This window comes from Streptomyces himalayensis subsp. himalayensis, from assembly GCF_013778455.1.
Lineage (GTDB): Bacteria > Actinomycetota > Actinomycetes > Streptomycetales > Streptomycetaceae > Streptomyces > Streptomyces himalayensis.
In genome coordinates this window covers 48,569-68,126 of sequence record NZ_JACEHE010000035.1, presented here as the reverse complement: position 1 = coordinate 68,126, position 19,558 = coordinate 48,569, and the positions used below count along the sequence as shown (strand labels likewise).

Here is a 19,558-nt window from a genome sequence, read left to right as displayed (position 1 = left end):
CGAGATGGGCGCCGCCGTCGGCGCGACCTTCGGCAGCGCCGACACCGTCCTGTTCGGTCGCAAGACCTACGACAGCTTCGCCGGGGCGTGGCCGGAGCGTGAGGCGGCCGGCGGGGAGGATGCCGACTTCGCCAAGCAGTTCGGCGACGTACGCAAGATCGTCGTGTCGAACCAGAAGCTCGAGTTCACCTGGCGGAACTCCGAGCAGCTCGAGGGCGACCTTGTGGACGCCGTCACCGCCTTGAAGAACGAGCCGGGCGGGGGCATCGCCCTGAGCGGCTCGGTCTCGGTCGTCCGCCAGCTGCTGGCCGCCGGCCTGCTGGACGAGTTGCAGCTGTTGGTGCACCCGATCGCCGTTCGCAAGGGCATGCGGTTGTTCGACGAGGGCGAGACCTCGATCCCGCTGAGGCTGATCTCGTCCGAGACGTTCAAGACCGGAGTGCTGAACCTGGTCTATGCCCCAGCCGAGTCGACCGGCGACGCCACCTATGACGACGCCAAGGCCCACCTGTCCCACCCCGAGCAGTGACGTCGGCCTTATCGGTCGCGGCGCGGGCAGGAAGTGGCCGCCTGGGCCTGCCTCAGGCGTCGTCCGAGGTGGTCGCGTCGTGGACCAGCAGTGCGATCCGGGCTCGGTTGTTGAGAGCCAGGCGGGTCAGGATCCGTGACAGGTGCGTCTTTACCGTGGGCAGCGCCAAGTGCAGCTCCCGTGCGATCTCCGCGTTGGACAGGCCGCACCTGCGCCCGACAGCCCGGGCCACCTCCCGCTTCCGCTCCGGCAGTAGTGCCGGCCGGGCGCCTCCTCCCTCGTACGCCTACCGCCTCCAGCTCGTACGCCTACGCCTCCAGTTTCTGGCCCCGCAGCAGGAACCAGGCCGCCACCGCCGTGGCGAGGAGCACCGCCGCGCCGGCGCCCGCCGCGAGTGTGAGCCCGTCGACGAAGGCTTCGCGGGCCGCGGCGAGCAGGGCGTCCCCGGTGTCCGCGGGCAGCCCGGCCGCCGACTCGACGGCGCCGCCCAAGGACTCGCGGGCCTCGGCCGGGGTGCCCGCCGGTCCCGTGAAATTCCGGTAGACGCCCGTGACCACCGAGCCGAGCAGCGCGATGCCGAGGGCGGCGCCGAGTTCGTACGCCGTCTCGGAGACCGCGGAGGCCGCGCCCGCCTGCTCCCTGGGCACGCTGGCGAGGATCACGTCGGCGGTCACGGTGAACGAGAGGCCCGCGCCCACGCCGACGACCAGCAGCGCCGCCCCGAGCAGCGGATAGCCGGTGGACTGGCTCAGCACGGTGAGCGCGGCCAGTGCCAGGCCGACCGCGGCGAGGCCTCCGGAGACCACGGCACGGACCGAGTACCGGCGTGCGGTGGCGCCCGCGACCAGACCGGCCGCCACCGCGCCGATGGCGGCGGGCAGTTCGGCGAGCCCTGCCTCGAGCGGCCGCCTGCCCTGCACGAGTTGCAGGTATTGCGAGAGGAAGAAGACCAGACCGGACATGCCCAGGACGGTCAGGAGATCCGCGACGACGGCCGCGGAGAACCCGCGGTCGCGGAACAGCCGCATGTCCAGCAGCGGCCTGATCATGGAGAGTTGACGTCGTATGAAGCCGTAGAGCGCGGCGGCGCCGAGCAGCCCTGCGGCCAGGGCTTCCCCGGTCGGCCCGTGCGATGCGGCCTCCTTCACCGCGTACACGATGCCGATCATGCCGACGAGCGAGAGCCCGACACTGATCAGGTCCCACGGGCCGGGATCCGGATTCCGCGACTCGGGCAGCAGCTTGATGCCGACGACGACGAGGACCGCCATCACGGGAAGGTTGATCAGGAAGGCCGAGCCCCACCAGAAGTGCTCGAGCAGGAAGCCTCCGACGATCGGGCCGACCGCCGCACCCGCCGAGGCGGCGGCACCCCAGATGCCGATGGCGATGCTGCGCTCGCGCCGGTCGTGGAAGAGATTGCGGATGAGGGCGAGGGTGGAGGGCATCAGGGTCGCACCCGCGACGCCGAGCAGCGCCCGCGCCAGGATCATCGACTCCGGTGTCGTGGCATAGGCGTTGAACACGGATATCAAGCCGAACGCCGTGGCGCCGACGAGCAGCAATTTCTTGCGTCCGATGCGATCGCCGAGGCTGCCCATGGAGACCAGCAGTCCGGCGATGACGAACGAATAGACGTCCCCTATCCAGAGCAGCTGGGTACCCGAGGGGTTCAGGTCCTCGCTGATGTAGGGGGTCGCGAGACCGAGGACGGTCGCGTCGACGGCCACCAGCAGCACAGCGAGGACGAGGACGGAGAGGGCGAGCCAGCGTCCGGGCCGCGCCTCCACCACCTCCGTCACGGCCGTCCGCTGCTTGGTGCCGGTCATGGTTCCACTCTCCGTAGTGTGCCGCCGAGCAGGAGCTCGACGATCATGAATGGGAAGTCCTTGGCGGCCACGCGGCCGTCCATGACGGCCCAGGCGCCCGAGCTGATCAGCCCGTAGAGCGCGTCGGTGAGCCAGGCGGGCGTCAGGTCGATACGGAACTCGCCGCTCTCCTGGCCGCGACGGAACAGCGCGGCGATACGGGCGTCGAGCCGGGCCCAGCCCTCGTTCTGCTCGTCGCCCTCGAAGAGCTGGTTCTCCGTGACGAGGAAGGAGAGGAGTCCGGCCGCGGGTTCGATCTCCTTCACCAGTCTTCGCAGCGCCTCCTGCGCGGTGCCGTCATCGAGCCGCGCGGCGTCGAGTGCTGCCTCGCATTCCTCGATACCGAGCCCTTCGAGCGCTCGCACGAGGGTGTCGCGCCCGGCGAAGAGGCGGTGCAGCGTGGCACGGCTGATGCCGGCCGTTTTGGCGACCTCGTCCATGGTGGCGGTCGCCTTACGGGTCAGCAGGGCCGCGGCGCTGCGCAGCACGAGTTCGCGATCTACAGGCATGAGACGATGCTATCCCATGTGAGACATTGATGTCTCACGGGCGACAGTCGAGGAGCCGCCGTGTGCCGGGCATGGCGGCCGGCCTGCACCGGGACCAGAGCGGGGGTATCAGCGCCACCTTGGCCGTGGCGCCCGCATTCGGTGACACGAGCCGTCGATCAGCCTCTTGACCTCAGGAGGAAGCTCCTTGCCGGAGCATCAGCTCCGGCTCGGTTGATCCTGCGGAAGCCGAGAACATCGCCCTTGCCAGGACCTTCAGCTCGACGATGTGTCCGGCCTCATGAGTACCGACGGAGTGGAGGTCGACTTCGTTCGAGATGGCTTCGATCCCATCTGCCACATGCGTATCCGCGCGCGGCGTTTCGGCCACCCGTGGGTGCGGGTGAGGCCTCGTGCTGTGCGGGTGGATGTATCGCGCACGGTGCGTGTGCCGTGAGGACGCGCGGATTCTGGTCCGTCTCAAATACGTGTGTTCGATATCGGCGGGCCCGTCGTTGACCGGGGCATCGTCCAACCCGTTCGCGAACGACCTGCCGGAGGAGCCCAGTTGTCGTCCGTAGATGCCATCGATGAGAGCGCCGGATCGCCCCCGCCCCCGCCGCCTGCGGAGTTCACCTACAGCGGCCAGTACTCCACCAACCCGCTGGGCGAGGCGTCGTTCAGGCGCCTGTGCTCGAGGTTGCCGTCCGTGCTGCGCCGCATCGCCGGGATGGCGTGGGCCATCGACCGTAGCGCAGTCATGCTGCTGGTGGGATGCCAGTTGGTCACCGGAGTGTCCTCTGCCGTACTGCTGGCGGCCACGGCACGGGCGATGCAGTCGATCCTCGGTGGCGGCGTGGTCTCCGACCGGCTCCACGAGGCGCTGCCCGCGCTGCTGGTGGTGGGCGGTGCGGCCGCTCTGGTGCGGATCGCGGGTGCGCTGTCCTCGTACGCGGACGGGCGGATCACTCCTCCGCTGACGACTCAGGCGGATTCGGCGCTGGTGGAAGCCGTCTGCCGGGTGGAGGCCTCGGCGTACGCATCGGACGGGTTCGCGGACCGTCAGGAAGCGGCGGAGATGGGCGTGGTGCGTACCCACGTGATGGTCAGCGACGCGCAGCGCTTCATGTCCGCCCTCGTCCGGATGGTCGCGGCCAGCGGCGTGCTGTCGGTGCTCCATCCGCTGATGCTGCCGCTGCTGATCCTGGCGGTGCTGCCCGCCGGCGTCGGGGCTGTGCTGTCGGCCCGCGTGGACTACGAGGTCCACTACGGCAACGTCGGGGACCGCAACATCCGGCACATGATGCGCTGGTGGGCGACCAACGCGAAGTTCGCCGACGAGGTGCGCGCGAACGGCATGACCGGCTATCTGCTGTTCTGGTACCGGTCGCTGTCCGAACGCATCGACCGGCGCACGCTGAGGGCGGCACCGCGGATGCTTGTCATCACCTTGTTCGCCTCGCTGGTGGGCGGGTTCTTTCTCATCGTCGTCTGGGCGGCGCTCGCCTGGCTGGCCGCGACCGGCCGGCTCGACCTGGCGATCGCCGCCACCGCGGTCGTCGCCGTGCAGACCACACTGAGTGCACTGGGCCAGGTCGTCATCAACGGGGCCGCCGTCTTCCACACCAGCCTGTACCTGACCGACATGCAGAGGTTCCTCGACGACGCCGGACAGAAGGCGCCCAAGCGCGGTGAGGTGCGGGTGGCCGCGCCGATCGAGGAGATTCGTCTTGACGAGGTGGCGTACCAGTACCCGGGCAAGGACAAGCCGGCTGTCGATGGTGTCTCCCTGAGGCTGCGGCGGGGCGAGATCCTGGCGATCGTCGGGGAGAACGGCTCGGGCAAGTCGACGCTGACCCGCCTGCTCACCGGCATCTACCTGGCGGACAAGGGCAGGGTGACGTGGAACGGCGCAGACCTCGCGGCCGTCGACCCTGCGAGCGTGTGGGCGTGCACCGGGCTGGTGCCGCAGCTGTTCGCGCAGTGGCCGCTGCGGGTTCGCGAGAACGTGACGCTGGGGCAGCCACGCACCTCCGACGACGGACCCGTGTGGGAGGCGGTCGACGCGGTCGGCATGCGGCAGGCCGTCGACGAGCTGCCGGACGGCCTGGACACGCTGCTGGCGCGGGAGTGGTTCGGCGGCACGGAGTTGTCCGGCGGGCAGTGGCAGCGCCTTGCCTGCTCGCGTGCCCTGTACCGGCGGCCGCCGCTGCTGATCCTGGACGAGCCGACCTCGCAGATGGACCCGCGCGGTGAGCACGACATCTTCGAGAAGGTCAAAGCCATCTCGGCGGACCGCATCACGATCGTGGTGACGCATCGCCTGGAGAACACGAAGATCGCCGACCGGATCGTTGTGATGCAGCAGGGCCGCATTACCGAGCAGGGGCGGTACGACGACCTGGTCCACGCCGGCGGCCTGTTCGCGGAGCTTCTGGCACTGTCCCAGGACCGTTGAAGCAGCAGAGCCCACCGAGTCGCCGGGGAGGAATGAAGCAACCGCCGCTGCCGTGACGGGGCGCGTGAGCTGGGCGGACCCTAGCGTGAGAGGAGGGCGGGTCCGCAAAGGGACAAGACGGAAGGGAGGGGGAGGACGGTGGCCGTGTCCGGGATCGACTACGCGGCGCTGTTCGCCGCCACGCCGAGCCCTTATCTGGTGCTGGGCCCGGACCTGGTGATCGTGGAGGTCAACCAGGCGTACCTGGACGCGACCGGGCGGACCAGGGAAGACCTGATCGGGCAGCACATCTTCGATGCCTTCCCCGATAATCCGGCCGACCCCGAGGCCGACGGGGTGCGGAACCTGAACACCTCGCTGCAGCGGGTCCTGGCCTTGAGGCAGCCCGACACGATGGCGCTGCAGAAGTACGACATCCCGGCCATGGGACGGCTGGATGTGTTCGAGGAGCGGTGGTGGTCGCCCATCAACACTCCGGTTCTCGGACCGGACGGGTCGGTGGCCTGGATCATCCACCGGGTCGAGGACGTCACCGCATTCGTCAAGACCCGCGCCTCCCGCGCCCAACCGTCGACCGGGCCGGTCGCCGCGCGTGAGGTCCTGGAGGCCGAGCTGTACGCGCGGGCCCGGGAGCTGCAGTTGCTGAACGAGGAACTGCGGCAGGCCCACACGCGCGAGCGCCACGTGGCCGTCGCCCTGCAGGAGGCCATGCTTCAGGTCCCGGACCTGGCCCGGCACCAGGGGGTCGCCGTGCGCTACCTGCCCGCCACCGGATCGCTGAACGTATGCGGCGACTGGTACGACATGGTCGATCTGGCCGACGGCCGCTTCGCCGTGGCCGTCGGCGACGTCGTCGGCCACGGCCTCGAGGCCGCCGCCGTGATGGGGATGCTCCGCAGCGCGCTGAGCGCCGCCATCCGCGCTCTGGAGCGGCCCGCGCAGGCGCTCGAGGTGCTGGGTCTGTACGCCCGCTCGGTCGAAGGCGCGCTGAACACCACTGCTGTCCAGGCGCTGGTGGACCCTGTGAGCTGCCTGATCATCTACAGCAACGCCGGTCACCCGCCCCCCGTCCTGGTGCACGCCGACGGCTGCTGCGAGCTGCTGGACCGGGCCACCGACCCGCCCCTCGCGGTTCGGCCGCAGCATGTCCCCCGCCCCCAGGCCAGTGCGACCTACGGCCGCGGCGACACCCTTGTCCTCTACACCGACGGCCTCATCGAACGCCGCGGCGAAGACCTCGACGCCGGCCTGAACCGGCTGACCGACATCCTCGGCCAGTACTGCCGGCTGGACTCCGAGCGCCTGGCCGACACCCTGCTGACCCGACTGGGCCTGGCGGGCGGCGGCCGCGACGACACCGCCTTGATCATCGTCCGGTTGTGATCGGCGGTGCTCCTGGCGGGGGCGCGGCGGCGCGGCGGCGCGGCGGCGCGGGGGCGCGGGGTCGTGGGTCTCGCGCTCGGGCGGTGACGGGGGATCCTGGAAGAAGGATGTGGATCCTGTCTGTCGTCGTCGTCCTGGTCGCCGCGAACCTGCTCAACAACTGGCTCGCGCCGGGCGCCTACGTGCTCACGTGTGGGATCGCCGCTGCCGTGCTGCTCCTGATCGCCCGCCGGGACGGCCTCACCCCGGCCGACCTGGGGCTCGACGCGGTGGCTCTGCGCCGGGGACTGCGGTGGGCGGCCATCCTGGTCGGTGCCGTCCTCGTCGTCTTCCTCCTCGTCCTGGCCGTACCGGCGGGCAGGGAAACCTTCCGTGACGCCAGGGCCGGGGGCCTGTCCGTACAGCAGTTGCTGTGGAGGGTGCTGGTACGTGTGCCGTTGGGCACCGTGCTGCTGGAGGAAACCGCCTTCCGCGGCGTCCTGTGGGCCATGATCAGGCGTCGGCGGGGAACCAGGTGGGCCACCGCGGTGTCGTCACTGCTCTTCGGGCTCTGGCATCTGCTGCCCTCCCGGGGGCTCAACCGCTCCAACACCGCCGTCCAGTCGGCTCTGGGAAGCGGGTCGGCCAGTGTGGCGCCGACTGTTGCGGCAGCCATCGCCGCCACGGTGGCCGCCGGGGTGGTCCTCTGCGAGGTGCGGCGCCGCACAGGCAGTCTCCTGGCACCCGCGGCGCTGCACTGGGCCGTCAACGGATTCGGCTACGCATTTGCCTGGACAGTTTCACGGTGGTGTCGCCAGGGCTGACCCTCGAGGTGGTCCAGCGCGTCCAGCCACGGCTGACCGACGACCGGCGGCACGACACGTCAGCTGTGCCCGCCACGGCAGTGAACCCCGGCCTCGCAGGAGGCCGGGGTTCTGACTCGCCGGAGGTTTGCGTGCCCGTCCCGCAAAGGAGCTGACCTGGCTCGCCGCTGTAGCGCCATGTGCAGCTGATCACCGGCAGTCGCGCTGATCGGAACGGAGATCACCAGTCACCAGTAGTGGGGGCGGCCGCCTACTGCGTGGCCCATTGTGCCCAGCAGCCACAGGACGACGCCGACGGCTGCCAGGATGATTCCGATGGTCCACAGAATGTTGATCCCGGTAATGAGCCCGATCACGAGCAGGATGACGCCGAGCACGATCATGGCGGCCTCCAAATGATGCTTTGCTGAACTGCGCCTACCCCGATAAACGCTACGTAATCGGTTGATACGGCCCATCGTCAGGAAGTCGAATGGAGTCGTCGGTCGGTCCGGATCCCTCCACGCCCCTTGGCCAGGGTGACGCTGACCGCGAGCGCCGGTCGATGTTCCATGCCCCTCGTCCTCAGCCGCCGGAAGATCATGTCGCGCACGACTCGTCGAGGTAAGCGCGCGCCAGCGCACCGGCGCGCGTGAACCAGTCGGCGAGTACGGCGATCTCATCCGGTGTGTAGTCCGCGAAGAGCTCCGCGAGGCGCGCGTAGTACGGCTCATAGACAGTCCGCACCCGCTCGGCGGCGGCCGGGACGGCGGCGACGCGCACCCGGCGCCGGTCGGCGGGGTCGGGCTCTCGGGTCACGAATCCGCCGCGCTCCAGCCGGTTGAGGATGCCGGTCACCGCCCCCGTCGTGACGTGTGCGCGGGCGGCCAGGTCTCCGGCGGTGACCGGCGAGTCCCCGGCCTCCAGGACGTACGCGAAACAGATGAGGTCCGTGACGCTCAGCCCCAGGTTCCGGGCGAATTCCTGCTGGCCGACCATGCTCGTCGCGATGAGGTCGTCCATCGCGCTGATCGCGTCCGAGGGCGAGGCGGCCGGGTGGGGTTTGCCCTCCATTGAATTTCCTTAGTGCGTAAGATAAATTCCTCACTTGCTAAGACATCGTAGTCCGGCGCCGGTGGAGGCCGCGGTATGCCGCGGCACCGGCCCGGTGGGCGCGAGGAGGCAGGCACGTGAGCGGACAACACGACGAGGGCCACACCGTCGCCGGATGGGTCGGTTGCGCTGTTGCCACGGCCGGGGCGGCGGTCACCGGCGTGGGCCTCTGCGGGTGGGGCCCGGGGATCTGGTTGGGGCTCGGTGTCATGGCGTTAGCGGTGCTGGTCACATGGAGCCTGCACCTCGCGGGCTGGGGCAAACCGCCTGGCCCACGGTCTGCCGACCAGTGGGGCCTCCGGGTCCGGGACCGTGCCGCCCCCCAGGGGCACGCGGGCTGCCTCGGGTGCCGGCTGGCCGGACGGCGCGGCGTTCCGGTACGCACTGGCGCCGAGCCCGAGCCCGCGCCCGCCGTCATCGCCTCTCGTACGGGTTCTCCGGCTGATCTGTCGTCCTGAGGGATCCCGCGTCGAGGGCGGGGCTGCCTGGCCGGGTCCCGGCTTGCCCGTGAGGCGCCAAGTTGCCTAGACGCGTTCCAGCGGCCGGTGCGGGCCAGTGGGAAGTTCGACCTTGATCGGGTCGCCAGGACGCACCACGCCGCCCTGCCGGACCACGCTCATGACTCCGGACTTGAAGGTGAAGTCACCGGTGTCCGGGTCCAGTTCGAAGACCTCCTTCAGGAGGCCCTTCTGGAACGAATCGATCTGCGAGCATGGATTACGCAGGCCTGTGACCTCCACGATCGCCTCCGCACCGATGTGGAGCAACGCGCCGGTGGGCAGGGCGAGCAGGTCGATCCCGCGCGTGGAGATGTTCTCACCGAGCTCACCCGCGGCGACACTGAAACCCTTCTCGGCGAGCTCGTCGAAGAGCTCCTCATGCATGAGATGCACTTGGCGCAGATTGGGCTGCTGCGGCTCATGCTTCATGCGGAAGCGGTGCTTGACGGTCTCGCCGGCGTGGACATCGCCCTCGACGCCGAGCCCGGTGAGCAGAGTGATGCTTGCCCGGTTCGGCTTGCTGAAGGAGTACGTCCCATTGCTGCTGACAGCCGTGACCCGCGCGCTCATGGTGTTCGTCTCCTCGCCTCTGCGTCTGCGTCCTGGGCGAGCGTAACCGGCCATCGACGACTGGTGCTGTGGGCCGCTGCGCCAAGCCGATCTCGTGGCGTACAGGGTGTCGCCTGCAGCGCGCCAAGGCCCAGATCCGCCGCGGCAGTTTGACGCCACGCTCGCGTCTTTCCCCAGAGGCGTTGCGGCTCCAGGTACCCTCGCCGGCCTTTCGCCGTGGTCAGCCGAACCGGACGACGAGGCGGTTCCGAGGATGGACTGGTGGGTTCGTGGCGAACGCGCGGTGATATCGGGAGTGCGAAGGCCGCGAATGGTCAGGGCAGCGTCAGAATGCGGGGGCCTTCTTCGGTGATGGCGACAGTGTGCTCGATGTGGGCTGCTCGGCTGCCGTCAATGGTGTGCAGGGTCCAGCCGTCGGTGCCGGTGCGGTAGTCGTCGCGTCCGCCCGCCATGAGCATGGGCTCGATGGCGAGGGTCAGGCCGGGGCGCAGGGGAAAGCCGCGGCGCGGGCGTCCCCGGTTGGGGACGTGGGGGTCCTCGTGCATGCGGCGGCCGATGCCGTGGCCGCCGAAGTCGGCGGGCATGCCGCAGCGTGCCGATCGCGCGACGGTGCCGATGGCATGGGAGATGTCGCCGATCCGGTTGCCGGGGTTGGCTGCGGCGATGCCGGCGTCGAGAGCGCGCTGGGTGGCGTCGATCAGATCCACGTCGGCGGGCCGTGGGGTGCCGACGGTGAAGCTGATGGCGGCGTCGCCGGTCCAGCCGTCGAGCTCCGCGCCGCAGTCGATACTGACCAGGTCGCCGTCACGCAGGCGGTAGTCGGTGGGGATGCCGTGGACGACGGCGTCGTTCACCGATGTGCAGATCACCGCCGGGAAGGGGACAGGGGCGAAGGGCGGCCGGTAGCTGAGGAACGGCGAGCTGGCCCCGGCCTCCATCAGGACGGCGCGGGCCGCTTCGTCCAGTTCCAGCAGGGACACCCCGATGCCTGCGGCCTCCCTGACGGCGGCGAGGGCGTGGGCCACGACACGCCCGGCTTCCCGCATCGCATCCAGCGCCGCGTCGGTCTTGATCTCCACCATGTCCAGCGATTCCCTTCTCACGTGCCTGAATCCAATTCTTATACCGGTATTAGTATCACGGGCATGGTGAGAACTCCTTTGACCCCAAGGGAACGGCGGCGCGGAGAGCGGTTCGGTGCGCTGCTGCGTCAGGCACGCGGCGATCGCAGCATGGTGGAGATCGCCGCGGCGGCTGGAGTGTCGGCGGAGACGCTGCGCAAGATCGAGACCGGTCGGGCGCCGACTCCCGCGTTTTTCACCGTGGCGGCCCTGGCCGCAGCGCTGGAGGTGTCCCTGGACGAATTGGCTGCTGCCTGCGTGCAGGACAGCGACTGCGATGATCAGGCACTTTCGGCGTGAACCTGGGGCATTCTCGACGGCGGGTTCAGTTGTGTCCGAGAGGGGCCGGGGAAGGCGTCGACGGTCACTGCGCCGCGGCGTGCTCCTCCCCGGCAAGACCTGCATGATCAGCCATGCCCACAATCTCTTCGAGCTTCCCGGCCTTGCGGCCGCATCGTCCCCTCTGAATGCGAGAGACCATGACCGAAACCCCGATCGAACGCGGCTTCCTGGTGCTCCACGGCTGGCAGAACCACCGCCCCGCCGGACACTGGCAGCACTGGCTGGCGGACCGGCTCACAAGTCTCGGGCACGCCGTCGACTATCCCCAGCTGCCCGACCCGGACGACCCCGATCTGGAACAGTGGCTGGCTCAACTCCGCACCCACCTTGGTGAGTTGCGCGGACAGCAACGCACTGTCATCTGCCACAGCCTGGCCTGTCTGTTGTGGCTGCACGCCGTGGCCCGCAACGAGGTGCCGGTCCCCGTCGACCGGGTCCTCCTCGTGGCCCCGCCATCTGCGGGCGTGCTGGAACAGTACGCGGAGGTCGCGGAGTTCACCCCGCCGCCGGTGACGGCCGGGCAACTCTCCTCCGCCGCCAAGTACACCCGACTCGTCGCCGGCGACAACGACCCCTACTTCCCGGAAGGTGCCGCTTCCGTGTACGGCGAACGTCTCGGCCTCCCTGCCGACGTCCTGCCCGGCGCGGCCCACCTCGACCTGGAAGCGGGTTACGGATCCTGGCCCTCACTCCTCGACTGGTGCCTCGCCCCGTCGAACGACACCCCGATCCAGCACCGCACAGACGCCACTCCGGCGTGAGCCGCAGGGCATCTGCCCGACCTCGCCGGGCTCAGAGGTTGACCGGACTCGCGCGGAGCGGCGGCCTGCCGCCGCAGTCACTGACCGGCGGGACCTTCACCCTCAACAATTAGGGGTGTTCGGCGTGGACGGGTCGACGCCCCTCATCAACCACCCGGAGGCGGCGCTCCTCGGCGCGGGCCGCATCGTCGAGAGGCCCTGCGTGGTGGACGGCGAACTCGCATCAGCGTCCGCTCCCCGCGCTTCCGGACGGCGGACGTGAGGCAGGCGCCTCTCCGCCGACTGCCGTGTCCAGCGTCTTGAGCAACGCGCGGGCCACGGCGTCGTTCTGGCGGAAGGCGGGGGCGTTGGTGCGGGGGCGGGCGAAGGCCGCGACACCGCGGACGTTCGTCGGGGCACCGAGTGCGATCCGCCGGGGGTGCGGGCCGCCGAGCGTGGGGTCGACGACGTGGCTCGCGCCGTCCGTCGTCACCGTCAGCAGACCGGAACGGTGAGTGTGCGTGGGGTCGCTGAGGACCTCCTCGCTCAGGGCACCCGCGCCGTGCAGGCCCCGCAGCAGCGGGTCCTCGGTACGGCCCAGGGACGCGCCCGGAAGGTACGCCTCGATCAGCGCGGTCGCCGTGACGGTGTGCCCGGGGACCGTGGGGCTGGACGCGGTGAACGCGCCGCTGTCTTCGTCGGTGCCGACCCGCAACTCGGCGCCGAGGAAGCGCACGATCCCCGCCCGGGACAGGGCGAGCAGCTCGCGCAGCCGGAAGCCGGGCGGGCCGGAGGCCAGGAAGCTGAAGAAGCCGTGCCACCAGCCGTCGAGCCCGTCGGCGACGGAACGGGCGGTCAGCCGTCCCGAGGCGACGAGGCGGGGCAGTTGGCCGTAGACGGAGAGCAGGGCGAGGAAGGCGCCGAGGTCGGCACTGTGGGCGGGGTCCTCGCGTCGGGCGACGTCCTGGGCGATGTAGTCGCGCAGATGCTCCTGGAAAGCGTCCGACGCGGGGAAGGCCAGGCCGTCCAGCGGGCGGTCCAGTGCCTCGAAGTCCAGCCGGTCAGCCGGATCGGGCACGGCCACCGCGACCAGGGCCGTCATCTCGCCGGAGTACCAGCCGAGGCGGTCGTAGGCGGCGAGGAAGTCCCGCCACGGCAGGGTGGTGCGCTCCGGGTGGGCGTGGAACAACTCGTGGTAGTGGGCGAAGCCGATCTCCTTGGCCATCAGTGGCCACACGTCGTGCCGCAGGTCGAGCGGCCGGCCCTCGGCGAGCAGGGCGTCCACCGCCGCGGGCCCGAAGTGGCGTGGGAGCGGCGGCCGCGGGCCCTGGAGCTGGTAGCGGGTCTTGGAGTGGTACGGGACGCCACGGCGCGACCCGACGTACAGGACGGGCTCACGCCCCGACGGCATGTACGTGAGGCTGCCGTCCGCCTCGGAGCGGTACGTGCCGCCCCGCCCCTCGGTCAGCAGCACCATCAGGTCGACGAAGGCCAGCCCGAAGCCGCGCAGGATGACATGCTCGCCCGGCCGGAGGCCCGCCAGGTCGACGTCGGAAGAGAATGCAGGCGGAAGGTGAAAGCGCCCGTGGCGCCGGGCGAACCGGGACAGTTCGAGATGCCCTGCCCCGGGCACGGCATCCAGATGCCCCTGGGTGAGAAGCACCATGTCGGCCGTGAGCGGCGTGGCCCGGTCGGACAGGTGCACCTGCTGCGGCCCGTCCGGCGGGCCCGTGACCGCGGTCGCCGTGGTGGGGTGCCACTCGACCGTGACGTGCGAGGGCAGTTCGGCCAGCGTCCTGCGGAACACCCAGTCGAGGTAGGCGCTTTGGGCACGCCGGGTGGCGAAGTCGGACCCTTCGAGCCCGCGCAGCTCGGCGAAGACGTCCGGGTCGGCCGGCTCCGCGTAGGGCGCGAAACGCACCTCGCCACCGGAGAACCGGGCGGCCCACTCGGCCAGCGTGGGGCCTGGCCGTACCGGGCCCTCGATCACCGAGGACTCGTCCGTGAACATGGTGACGTCCTCGGCCATGGAGTTCATCCGCAGCAACGGCGACTGTTCATGCCGCCACACTCTGCCGGGTCCGGGCGGGTGAGGATCGATCAGATGGATGTGCAGCAGTCGGCCTTCCCACAGTTCGGACGCGTTGGCCGCGATGCGTTCCAGTACGCCCGTGGCGCGCGGACCCGCGCCGACGACGGCCAGGACAGCAGCGCGTGCGGTGGTCGTCGGTGCGTTGATCACCGGTGCGTCGGTCACCGGTCACCGCCGGTCGCGGGCCGGGCGTCGGCGGCAGTCGCCGCACGCAGCCGGGTGCGTACGGCGGCGAACTGCCCGCGCAGCCGTTGCAGCGGGGTGGGCGGCAGTTCCCGGGCGTTGCCGCGCGCGTAGTACCGCTCGACGTAGAACTGCCCCGCGCTCAGCACGGTCGTGACGGCGATGTACCAGAGCGTGGCGACCATCAGCAGCGGGATGACCTGGTACGTCTGGTTGTAGACCAACTGCACGGAGTACAGCAGGTCGTGCACCGCAAGCACGCTGACGATGCTGGTGCCCTTGAGCGTGCCGATCAGCATGTTCCCGGCCGTCGGCACGATGGACCGCATCGCCTGCGGGATCACGATCCGGCGCAGTGTGCGCGTTCTGCTCAGACCGAGGGCCTGCGCGGCCTCGGTCTGGCCGGATTCCACGGAGAGGACGCCGCCGCGCACCACCTCGGCGGCGTACGCGGCCTCGTGCAGCGTCAACCCGATCACGGCGGTGAGGGTGGGGCCGAACAGATTGACCGTCTTGACGGTGACGAACTCCGGGCCGAAGGGGATTCCCAGGCCGAGCGTCGGGTAGAGGGCGCCGATGTTGAACCAGAACAGCAGCTGCACGAGCAGCGGAGTGGAGCGGAAGATCCACACATAGCCCCAACTGAGCGTACGCAGCACCGGGTTGCCGGACAGCCGCATCACCGCCAGGGGCGTGCCGAGCAGAAAGCCGAGCACCATCACCGCACCGGTCAGCCAGAGCGTCAGCAGCAGCCCGTCGAGCACGGCACTCGTGGTGAAGTACCGGCCCACCACACCCCATTGGAAGGCGGGGTTGCGGACGACGGAATTCAGCACCATCGCGAAGACCAGCAGCGCCCCGGCGGCCGCCAGCCAGCGGCCGACGCGGCGGCGCGGCACTATGCGCGGCACGTCGTCGCGACCGGAACCGACGGTCGGCAGGTCTTCGGCGGCAACGTCTTTGGCGGCCGTGTCTTTGGCGGCCGTGTCTTTGTCGGCCAGGACTGATTCGGCCTGAGAAGTGGTGACTTCGGAAGGCGAGACCATCGGGAGGCTCTCCGGAAGAGGGAGTTGCGAGGGCGTGGGTGACCGTTCGGCGGCACACGTACGCAGGCGTCGCGCGGGTACGGAGGAGCCGACATCGGAGAAGGCGGACACTGCGCGGATACGGTGCGGGCGACACTGCCCGCGCACGTGTGCGGCCGAGTCCTGGCGTCATCACGTTCGCCGCGTCCCTCAACGCGGCCGGAGAGGCTCCGCACGAGGGGAGCCGGTCCGCCGTCGATCGTATGTGCCACCGGCCCGGATCTGTCAACAGGGCCCGGGAGCCGGCCAACACCCGTCCGGCATCCGGGCACTGGTTGACGGAATAACGAATGTACTGCTCAATTGACGGCATGAATGCCGATCAGCGTCTGGTCACGCGCGATCACATCGACTTCGGTCGGGTGTGGTCCGCAGCGTGTTGCGCCTGACCCGGCAGCGGGCTGTCTGACCGGCCCTTCCCTCCCTCGGTGAACCCGTCGCGGGCCGAGTTCCTCCCTCGCACCATCGCCGTACACGTGCGCCGACAGGCGTACCGGCGGTTCTGCGAGCCCGGACGCACGCTGCCGCCGCCGCCCCCTCCCGCCCGAGGCCTCATGCCCCTGGCGTCATCACTCATCACTCTTTCTTGATGCCGCATCCGAGCGTGCAGCTGAAGGACCGTCATATACGAACGTGACAGGGGCTGCTCCGCCCTGCCCACGTGCGGCTCACCGCCCCTTGAGGACTTGGGGACGAGTGGGAGGCCCGCGCCCGGGGCCACCGGCGGTTCCACCTCACCACAGGACCACGCCGGCCCGAGGCCCGCGGCCTGTATCTGGCCACCGGTTACACGCCCCTCTTCTGCACGGACGCCGACCCGGAAACCATCGGCCCCCTGCCCTGCGAGAAGCCTCTCCTCCCACTTCACCACCGACATACGCACCTGAAAGGCCCCGGCCCCGTGAACCTCCCAGGAACCAGAACCCGTCTGCGCCTCGCCGCCGCCTCCGTTGCGCTGCTGCCCCTGCTGGCGCTCACCGCGTGCGGCACGGGCACGGCCGACGAGAACGCTCCCGCGGGCGCCAAGGCCTCACCCGCGCCGAGCGACAACCCGGTCGCCTCCGTACAGAAGGTGGACTCCGTCGCCGCCCTGCTGCCCGCCGACGTACGCAAGGCGGGCACCCTGCGCGTCGGCAGCTCCATCGGGTTCCCGCCCGGGGCGTACTACCCGAACGGCACCGGCAAGCCGCCCGCCGGCCAGGACATCGACCTCGCGGACGCTGTGGCGAAGGTGCTCGGCGTCAAGCTGGAACGCCAGGACGCCTCGTTCGAGACGATCCTGCCTGCCCTCGGCAGCGGCAAGTACGACTTCGGGACCGGCAACTTCGGCGTCACCACCGAACGCCTGAAGACCATCGACTTCGTCACCTACATCAACGACGGCCAGGGCTTCGCCGTGAAGAAGGGCAACACGAAGCTCGGGACGAAGGTCACCGAACTGACGCAGCTGTGCGGGCTGACCATCGGCACCGGCGCCGGCACCACCTTCGAGGCGACTCTCGAGGCGCAGAAGGGTGTGTGCGCCAAGGCCGGCAAGAAGCCGTACGACGTGAAGGTCTTCTCGGAGAACGGCGCGACCCTCACCGCGCTCCAGCAGGGCCGGATCGACGTGATCATGTCCACCATCAACGGCCTGCGCTACCAGGCCGCCCAGCCCGCCGCCGGCACCACCTTCCTCGGTGAGTTCCACCGGCTCGACGTCGGTTTCGCCTTCAAGAAGGGTTCCAAACTCACTCCCGCCTTCCAGGCCGCCGTCAACCAGCTGATCGAGGACGGCACATACGCCCGGATCCTCAAGAAGTGGGGCACCGGCGCCTCCGCGATCGAGGAGTCCCGGATCAACCCGCCCGAGCAGAAGTAGAGGCGGCCGATGAGCGATGTCATGGTGGACGTGCACGGCGTCCACAAGAGCTTCGGGCCGCTCGAGGTGCTGCGCGGCGTCGACCTGCAGGTCCGGGCGGGCGAGGTCACCGTGATCCTCGGCCCGTCGGGCTCCGGGAAGTCCACGCTGCTGCGCACCATCAACCACCTGGAGAAGCTGAACCGCGGCTGGATCAGCATCGACGGGGAACTGATCGGCTACCGCCGGTCCGGCGGCAAACTGCATGAACTGAAGGAGAAGGACGTTCTGAAGCAGCGCACCCACATCGGGTTCGTCTTTCAGAACTTCAACCTCTTCCCGCATCTCACCGTGCTCGAGAACCTCGTCGAGGCGCCGGTCTCGGCGCTGCGACGCCCCCGCAAGGACGCCGTGGCGGCGGCCGGGCGCCTGCTGGAGCGGGTCGGTCTCGCCGACAAGGCCGACGCCTACCCGCGCCAGCTGTCCGGCGGCCAGCAGCAGCGCGTGGCCATCGCCCGTGCACTCGCCCTCGAACCCAAGGTGCTGCTGTTCGACGAGCCCACCTCCGCGCTCGACCCGGAACTGGTCGGCGAAGTCCTCGATGTCATCAAGGACTTGGCCCGCACCGGAACCACCATGATCGTGGTGACCCATGAGATCGGCTTCGCCCGCGAGGTCGCCGACACCGTGGTGTTCATGGACGGGGGAGTGGTCGTGGAGCAGGGGCCGCCCGCGGCCGTCCTCGACGCTCCGCGGCACGAGCGCACCCGCGCCTTCCTCTCCAAGGTGCTGTGACATACGCGTTTCTCTGACCGCGACTCGAAGGGCCCGGCGACGCTCAGCCGCCGGGCCCTCACGAGTCCGTCACGTGGTGGTGATCCGCAGAACCCCGGTCACCGTCCCCTGGTAGTAGACGCCGCCCGGTGCCGCCGTACCCGCCATCTGGAGCGAGTCGTAGAGGGAGCCGACGCCGACCTGGAAGCTGCGGATGACCTTCCCGGTGTCCGGGTCGATCTCGGCGTAGCGGTACGGGTCGAGGAGGCTCGTGCCGGACGTGCCCGGGATGAGGGGATCGCGCAGGACGGTGTGCAGCTTGCCGTCCGCCAAGGACAGTTTGGTCACCGCCGCCGACCGCAGTGTGTTGTCCCACACCAGATCGCAGCCGGTGCCGTCGGCCCGTACGTCCACCCGGGTCAGACCGCCCTTGAAGTCCGCCGATGCGGGAACACTGTCCCCGGCGTCGGCCGGCACGGCCGGATACGGGTAGCCGTACGTACTGGCCACGAAGACGCTGCGGCCCGCGCCGATGGGGGAGTTCTCGCTGCCCGCACCACCGGACAGGAGCACCGGTGTCGAGCAGATCCGGCGGCCGGTCGCCGTCTCGTACACCTGGAGCTTCACCCGGCTGTCCGCGTTGTCCACGATGGCCACGTAGTCGGTGCCGTCACCCGGCCCGAAGAAGGTGGGTGTGGAGCCGCTGCCCCAGCTGAGCTGGCCCGGCTTGCGGGCCGAACCGCGGTCGTACTCCTGGCGCCAGGAGATGCGCGGGGTGCCGTCCGCGGTGGCGGTCAGCAGATAGGTGGCCTGCGTGGTGGTGACGAGGGTGCCCTGGGGCGCGGTGGAGATGCTGTTCGCCACCTTCTCGCCGTCCGGCAGTCGCAGGGCGCGTACGGTGCCGGTGCGGTCGTCGGCGGTGCCCACCAGCCCGTTGCCGGTCGCGAACCACACCCGTCCCTGCCAGTCCGGGGACAGTCCGGTCACCGCATCATCCTCGGGTATCACCGAGGTCAGCGACAGACTCCTGTCGATCGTCAGGTTCCAGTCGCCGTCCGCGTCCTGGTGATGGCCGACCCGCAGCAGTGACCTGCTGCCGTCGATCACGACCAGCCGGTCCTGCTGATCGATGTACGCGTACACGCCGCCCAGCAACGAGCCCTTGGTCAGGGCGAGTTCGGCGATGGAGCTGCCGTCGTCCGGGTCGAGCAGATGGACCGTGGGGACCTGCCCGAAGATGGGCGTGCACAGCACCACCGGATAGCCGTCGGACCCGACGAGAACGGTTGGGCAGGCCGACGCCAGCGCCACTCGCTTCGAGGTGAGGGTGCCGGATCCCGGCCCTGCCAGCGGTGTGGTGTCGGAGGAGCCGGTGTCTCCGTGCATGGTGGCTGTGCCGTCCGGGCCGGCGTAGGGGTTGTGCGGGGGCACCGGGGTGAACACCGAGCCGGTGGCACTCGCGGGGGCCGCCGACGCGGCGACGGAGACCACCGCCGCGGTGAGGGCGGTCGCCAGCACTGTGCGCAGCCGTGAACGGGTGTGAGGGGCGGAGGACAACTGGTCTCCTGGGGGGAAGTCGGGATATGGCGGCATGGCGGCTCCGGGCACGTCCCGTCCGACTGCCGTAAGGCACACTTATCGGCAGAAGAGGAGAACTGTGGAAAATGCCCGGCGAATTACGTGCCGCGAT

General features: G+C 69.9%; 18 protein-coding genes and 2 pseudogenes. 10 read left to right on the top strand and 10 right to left on the bottom strand.

Annotated features, from left to right (window positions below):
• Positions 1 to 529 (top strand): dihydrofolate reductase family protein (locus H1D24_RS35565; RefSeq protein ID WP_181661859.1); only part of this gene is annotated, 529 nt, incomplete at its 5' end.
• 52 nt (positions 530 to 581) lie between these two features.
• Here the strand turns inward: H1D24_RS35565 and H1D24_RS35560 are convergent.
• The 3 genes and pseudogenes from H1D24_RS35560 to H1D24_RS35550 form a co-directional block, all read right to left on the bottom strand.
• Positions 582 to 794 (bottom strand): annotated as a pseudogene (locus H1D24_RS35560) (response regulator transcription factor); the annotation flags it as partial.
• A 43-nt stretch (positions 795 to 837) separates the two neighbouring features.
• On the bottom strand, positions 838 to 2,358 hold the full coding sequence (locus tag H1D24_RS35555; protein ID WP_181661858.1) for an MFS transporter: 1,521 nt from the start codon (positions 2,356 to 2,358) through the stop codon (positions 838 to 840).
• Positions 2,355 to 2,906, bottom strand: a complete 552-nt coding sequence (locus H1D24_RS35550; protein ID WP_181661857.1) for a TetR/AcrR family transcriptional regulator — start codon at positions 2,904 to 2,906, stop codon at positions 2,355 to 2,357. The genes H1D24_RS35555 and H1D24_RS35550 overlap by 4 nt, the downstream gene beginning before the upstream one ends.
• 709 nt (positions 2,907 to 3,615) lie before the next feature.
• Between H1D24_RS35550 and H1D24_RS35545 the strand changes: the two genes are divergently transcribed.
• The 3 genes from H1D24_RS35545 (at position 3,616) to H1D24_RS35535 (ending at position 7,529) form a co-directional block, all read left to right on the top strand.
• The gene (locus H1D24_RS35545; protein ID WP_374064468.1) at positions 3,616 to 5,343 is read left to right on the top strand and encodes an ABC transporter ATP-binding protein; all 1,728 of its coding nucleotides are present in this window, start codon (positions 3,616 to 3,618) and stop codon (positions 5,341 to 5,343) included.
• Positions 5,344 to 5,481: 138 nt separating this feature from the next.
• Positions 5,482 to 6,726 carry a SpoIIE family protein phosphatase gene (locus H1D24_RS35540; protein WP_181661855.1) on the top strand — a complete coding sequence of 415 codons (1,245 nt, stop codon included), beginning with the start codon at positions 5,482 to 5,484 and terminating at the stop codon, positions 6,724 to 6,726.
• A 107-nt stretch (positions 6,727 to 6,833) separates the two neighbouring features.
• Positions 6,834 to 7,529: a CPBP family intramembrane glutamic endopeptidase gene (locus H1D24_RS35535; protein WP_181661854.1), complete on the top strand. Its 696-nt coding sequence runs from the start codon at positions 6,834 to 6,836 to the stop codon at positions 7,527 to 7,529.
• Positions 7,530 to 7,756: 227 nt separating this feature from the next.
• Here the strand turns inward: H1D24_RS35535 and H1D24_RS35530 are convergent, their stop codons facing one another.
• Both H1D24_RS35530 and H1D24_RS35525 read right to left on the bottom strand, forming a co-directional pair.
• The gene (locus H1D24_RS35530) at positions 7,757 to 7,912 is read right to left on the bottom strand and encodes a DUF6131 family protein (RefSeq protein ID WP_181661853.1); all 156 of its coding nucleotides are present in this window, start codon (positions 7,910 to 7,912) and stop codon (positions 7,757 to 7,759) included.
• Positions 7,913 to 8,108: 196 nt separating this feature from the next.
• Complete coding sequence (locus tag H1D24_RS35525) at positions 8,109 to 8,582, bottom strand: MarR family winged helix-turn-helix transcriptional regulator (protein WP_181661852.1); 474 nt, start codon at positions 8,580 to 8,582, stop codon at positions 8,109 to 8,111.
• A 116-nt stretch (positions 8,583 to 8,698) separates the two neighbouring features.
• On the opposite strand from H1D24_RS35525, the gene H1D24_RS35520 reads away from it, so the two are divergent.
• Positions 8,699 to 9,079: an HGxxPAAW family protein gene (locus tag H1D24_RS35520; RefSeq protein ID WP_181661851.1), complete on the top strand. Its 381-nt coding sequence runs from the start codon at positions 8,699 to 8,701 to the stop codon at positions 9,077 to 9,079.
• Between the two features lie 66 nt (positions 9,080 to 9,145).
• On the opposite strand, the gene H1D24_RS35515 is transcribed toward H1D24_RS35520, so the two are convergent.
• Both H1D24_RS35515 and map read right to left on the bottom strand, forming a co-directional pair.
• Positions 9,146 to 9,691: an MOSC domain-containing protein gene (locus H1D24_RS35515; RefSeq protein WP_181661850.1), complete on the bottom strand. Its 546-nt coding sequence runs from the start codon at positions 9,689 to 9,691 to the stop codon at positions 9,146 to 9,148.
• Positions 9,692 to 10,005: 314 nt separating this feature from the next.
• Positions 10,006 to 10,773 (bottom strand): type I methionyl aminopeptidase, encoded by a 768-nt coding sequence (gene map / locus H1D24_RS35510; RefSeq protein ID WP_181661849.1) that lies wholly within the window; start codon positions 10,771 to 10,773, stop codon positions 10,006 to 10,008.
• Positions 10,774 to 10,836: 63 nt separating this feature from the next.
• Here map and H1D24_RS35505 point away from each other — a divergent pair, with 63 nt between their 5' ends.
• The 3 genes and pseudogenes from H1D24_RS35505 to H1D24_RS43815 form a co-directional block, all read left to right on the top strand.
• Complete coding sequence (locus tag H1D24_RS35505; RefSeq protein ID WP_181661848.1) at positions 10,837 to 11,112, top strand: helix-turn-helix domain-containing protein; 276 nt, start codon at positions 10,837 to 10,839, stop codon at positions 11,110 to 11,112.
• A 179-nt stretch (positions 11,113 to 11,291) separates the two neighbouring features.
• Positions 11,292 to 11,915 (top strand): alpha/beta hydrolase, encoded by a 624-nt coding sequence (locus tag H1D24_RS35500; RefSeq protein WP_181661847.1) that lies wholly within the window; start codon positions 11,292 to 11,294, stop codon positions 11,913 to 11,915.
• A 32-nt stretch (positions 11,916 to 11,947) separates the two neighbouring features.
• A pseudogene (locus H1D24_RS43815) lies at positions 11,948 to 12,138 on the top strand (2-oxo acid dehydrogenase subunit E2); the annotation flags it as partial.
• On the opposite strand, the gene H1D24_RS35490 reads toward H1D24_RS43815, so the two are convergent.
• Together H1D24_RS35490 and H1D24_RS35485 are read right to left on the bottom strand one after the other, a co-directional pair.
• Positions 12,139 to 14,151, bottom strand: a complete 2,013-nt coding sequence (locus tag H1D24_RS35490) for an FAD/NAD(P)-binding protein (protein ID WP_309484569.1) — start codon at positions 14,149 to 14,151, stop codon at positions 12,139 to 12,141. It abuts the pseudogene before it with no gap.
• The gene (locus tag H1D24_RS35485; protein ID WP_258564572.1) at positions 14,148 to 15,215 is read right to left on the bottom strand and encodes an amino acid ABC transporter permease; all 1,068 of its coding nucleotides are present in this window, start codon (positions 15,213 to 15,215) and stop codon (positions 14,148 to 14,150) included. Before H1D24_RS35485 ends, H1D24_RS35490 begins: the two co-directional genes overlap by 4 nt.
• Positions 15,216 to 16,155: 940 nt before the next feature.
• On the opposite strand from H1D24_RS35485, the gene H1D24_RS35480 reads away from it, so the two are divergent.
• Together H1D24_RS35480 and H1D24_RS35475 are read left to right on the top strand one after the other, a co-directional pair.
• Positions 16,156 to 17,115 carry an ABC transporter substrate-binding protein gene (locus H1D24_RS35480; protein ID WP_181661846.1) on the top strand — a complete coding sequence of 320 codons (960 nt, stop codon included), beginning with the start codon at positions 16,156 to 16,158 and terminating at the stop codon, positions 17,113 to 17,115.
• Between the two features lie 9 nt (positions 17,116 to 17,124).
• The gene (locus tag H1D24_RS35475; RefSeq protein ID WP_309484568.1) at positions 17,125 to 17,889 is read left to right on the top strand and encodes an amino acid ABC transporter ATP-binding protein; all 765 of its coding nucleotides are present in this window, start codon (positions 17,125 to 17,127) and stop codon (positions 17,887 to 17,889) included.
• Between the two features lie 69 nt (positions 17,890 to 17,958).
• Here the strand turns inward: H1D24_RS35475 and H1D24_RS35470 are convergent, their stop codons facing one another.
• Positions 17,959 to 19,425, bottom strand: a complete 1,467-nt coding sequence (locus tag H1D24_RS35470) for a hypothetical protein (RefSeq protein ID WP_258564571.1) — start codon at positions 19,423 to 19,425, stop codon at positions 17,959 to 17,961.
• Between the last annotated feature and the right edge of the window lie 133 nt (positions 19,426 to 19,558).

What these genes read in the sequence shown, in the direction of transcription:
- H1D24_RS35545 (WP_374064468.1), top strand. Translation starts at nt 3,616, where the DNA reads ATGGCGTGGGCCATCGACCGTAGCGCAGTCATGCTGCTGGTGGGATGC.
- H1D24_RS35505 (WP_181661848.1), top strand. Translation starts at nt 10,837, where the DNA reads ATGGTGAGAACTCCTTTGACCCCAAGGGAACGGCGGCGCGGAGAGCGG.
- H1D24_RS35550 (WP_181661857.1), bottom strand. Translation starts at nt 2,906, where the DNA reads ATGCCTGTAGATCGCGAACTCGTGCTGCGCAGCGCCGCGGCCCTGCTG.
- H1D24_RS35500 (WP_181661847.1), top strand. Translation starts at nt 11,292, where the DNA reads ATGACCGAAACCCCGATCGAACGCGGCTTCCTGGTGCTCCACGGCTGG.
- H1D24_RS35555 (WP_181661858.1), bottom strand. Translation starts at nt 2,358, where the DNA reads ATGACCGGCACCAAGCAGCGGACGGCCGTGACGGAGGTGGTGGAGGCG.
- H1D24_RS35535 (WP_181661854.1), top strand. Translation starts at nt 6,834, where the DNA reads ATGTGGATCCTGTCTGTCGTCGTCGTCCTGGTCGCCGCGAACCTGCTC.
- H1D24_RS35515 (WP_181661850.1), bottom strand. Translation starts at nt 9,691, where the DNA reads ATGAGCGCGCGGGTCACGGCTGTCAGCAGCAATGGGACGTACTCCTTC.
- H1D24_RS35485 (WP_258564572.1), bottom strand. Translation starts at nt 15,215, where the DNA reads ATGGTCTCGCCTTCCGAAGTCACCACTTCTCAGGCCGAATCAGTCCTG.
- H1D24_RS35475 (WP_309484568.1), top strand. Translation starts at nt 17,125, where the DNA reads ATGAGCGATGTCATGGTGGACGTGCACGGCGTCCACAAGAGCTTCGGG.
- map (WP_181661849.1), bottom strand. Translation starts at nt 10,773, where the DNA reads ATGGTGGAGATCAAGACCGACGCGGCGCTGGATGCGATGCGGGAAGCC.
- H1D24_RS35525 (WP_181661852.1), bottom strand. Translation starts at nt 8,582, where the DNA reads ATGGAGGGCAAACCCCACCCGGCCGCCTCGCCCTCGGACGCGATCAGC.
- H1D24_RS35530 (WP_181661853.1), bottom strand. Translation starts at nt 7,912, where the DNA reads ATGATCGTGCTCGGCGTCATCCTGCTCGTGATCGGGCTCATTACCGGG.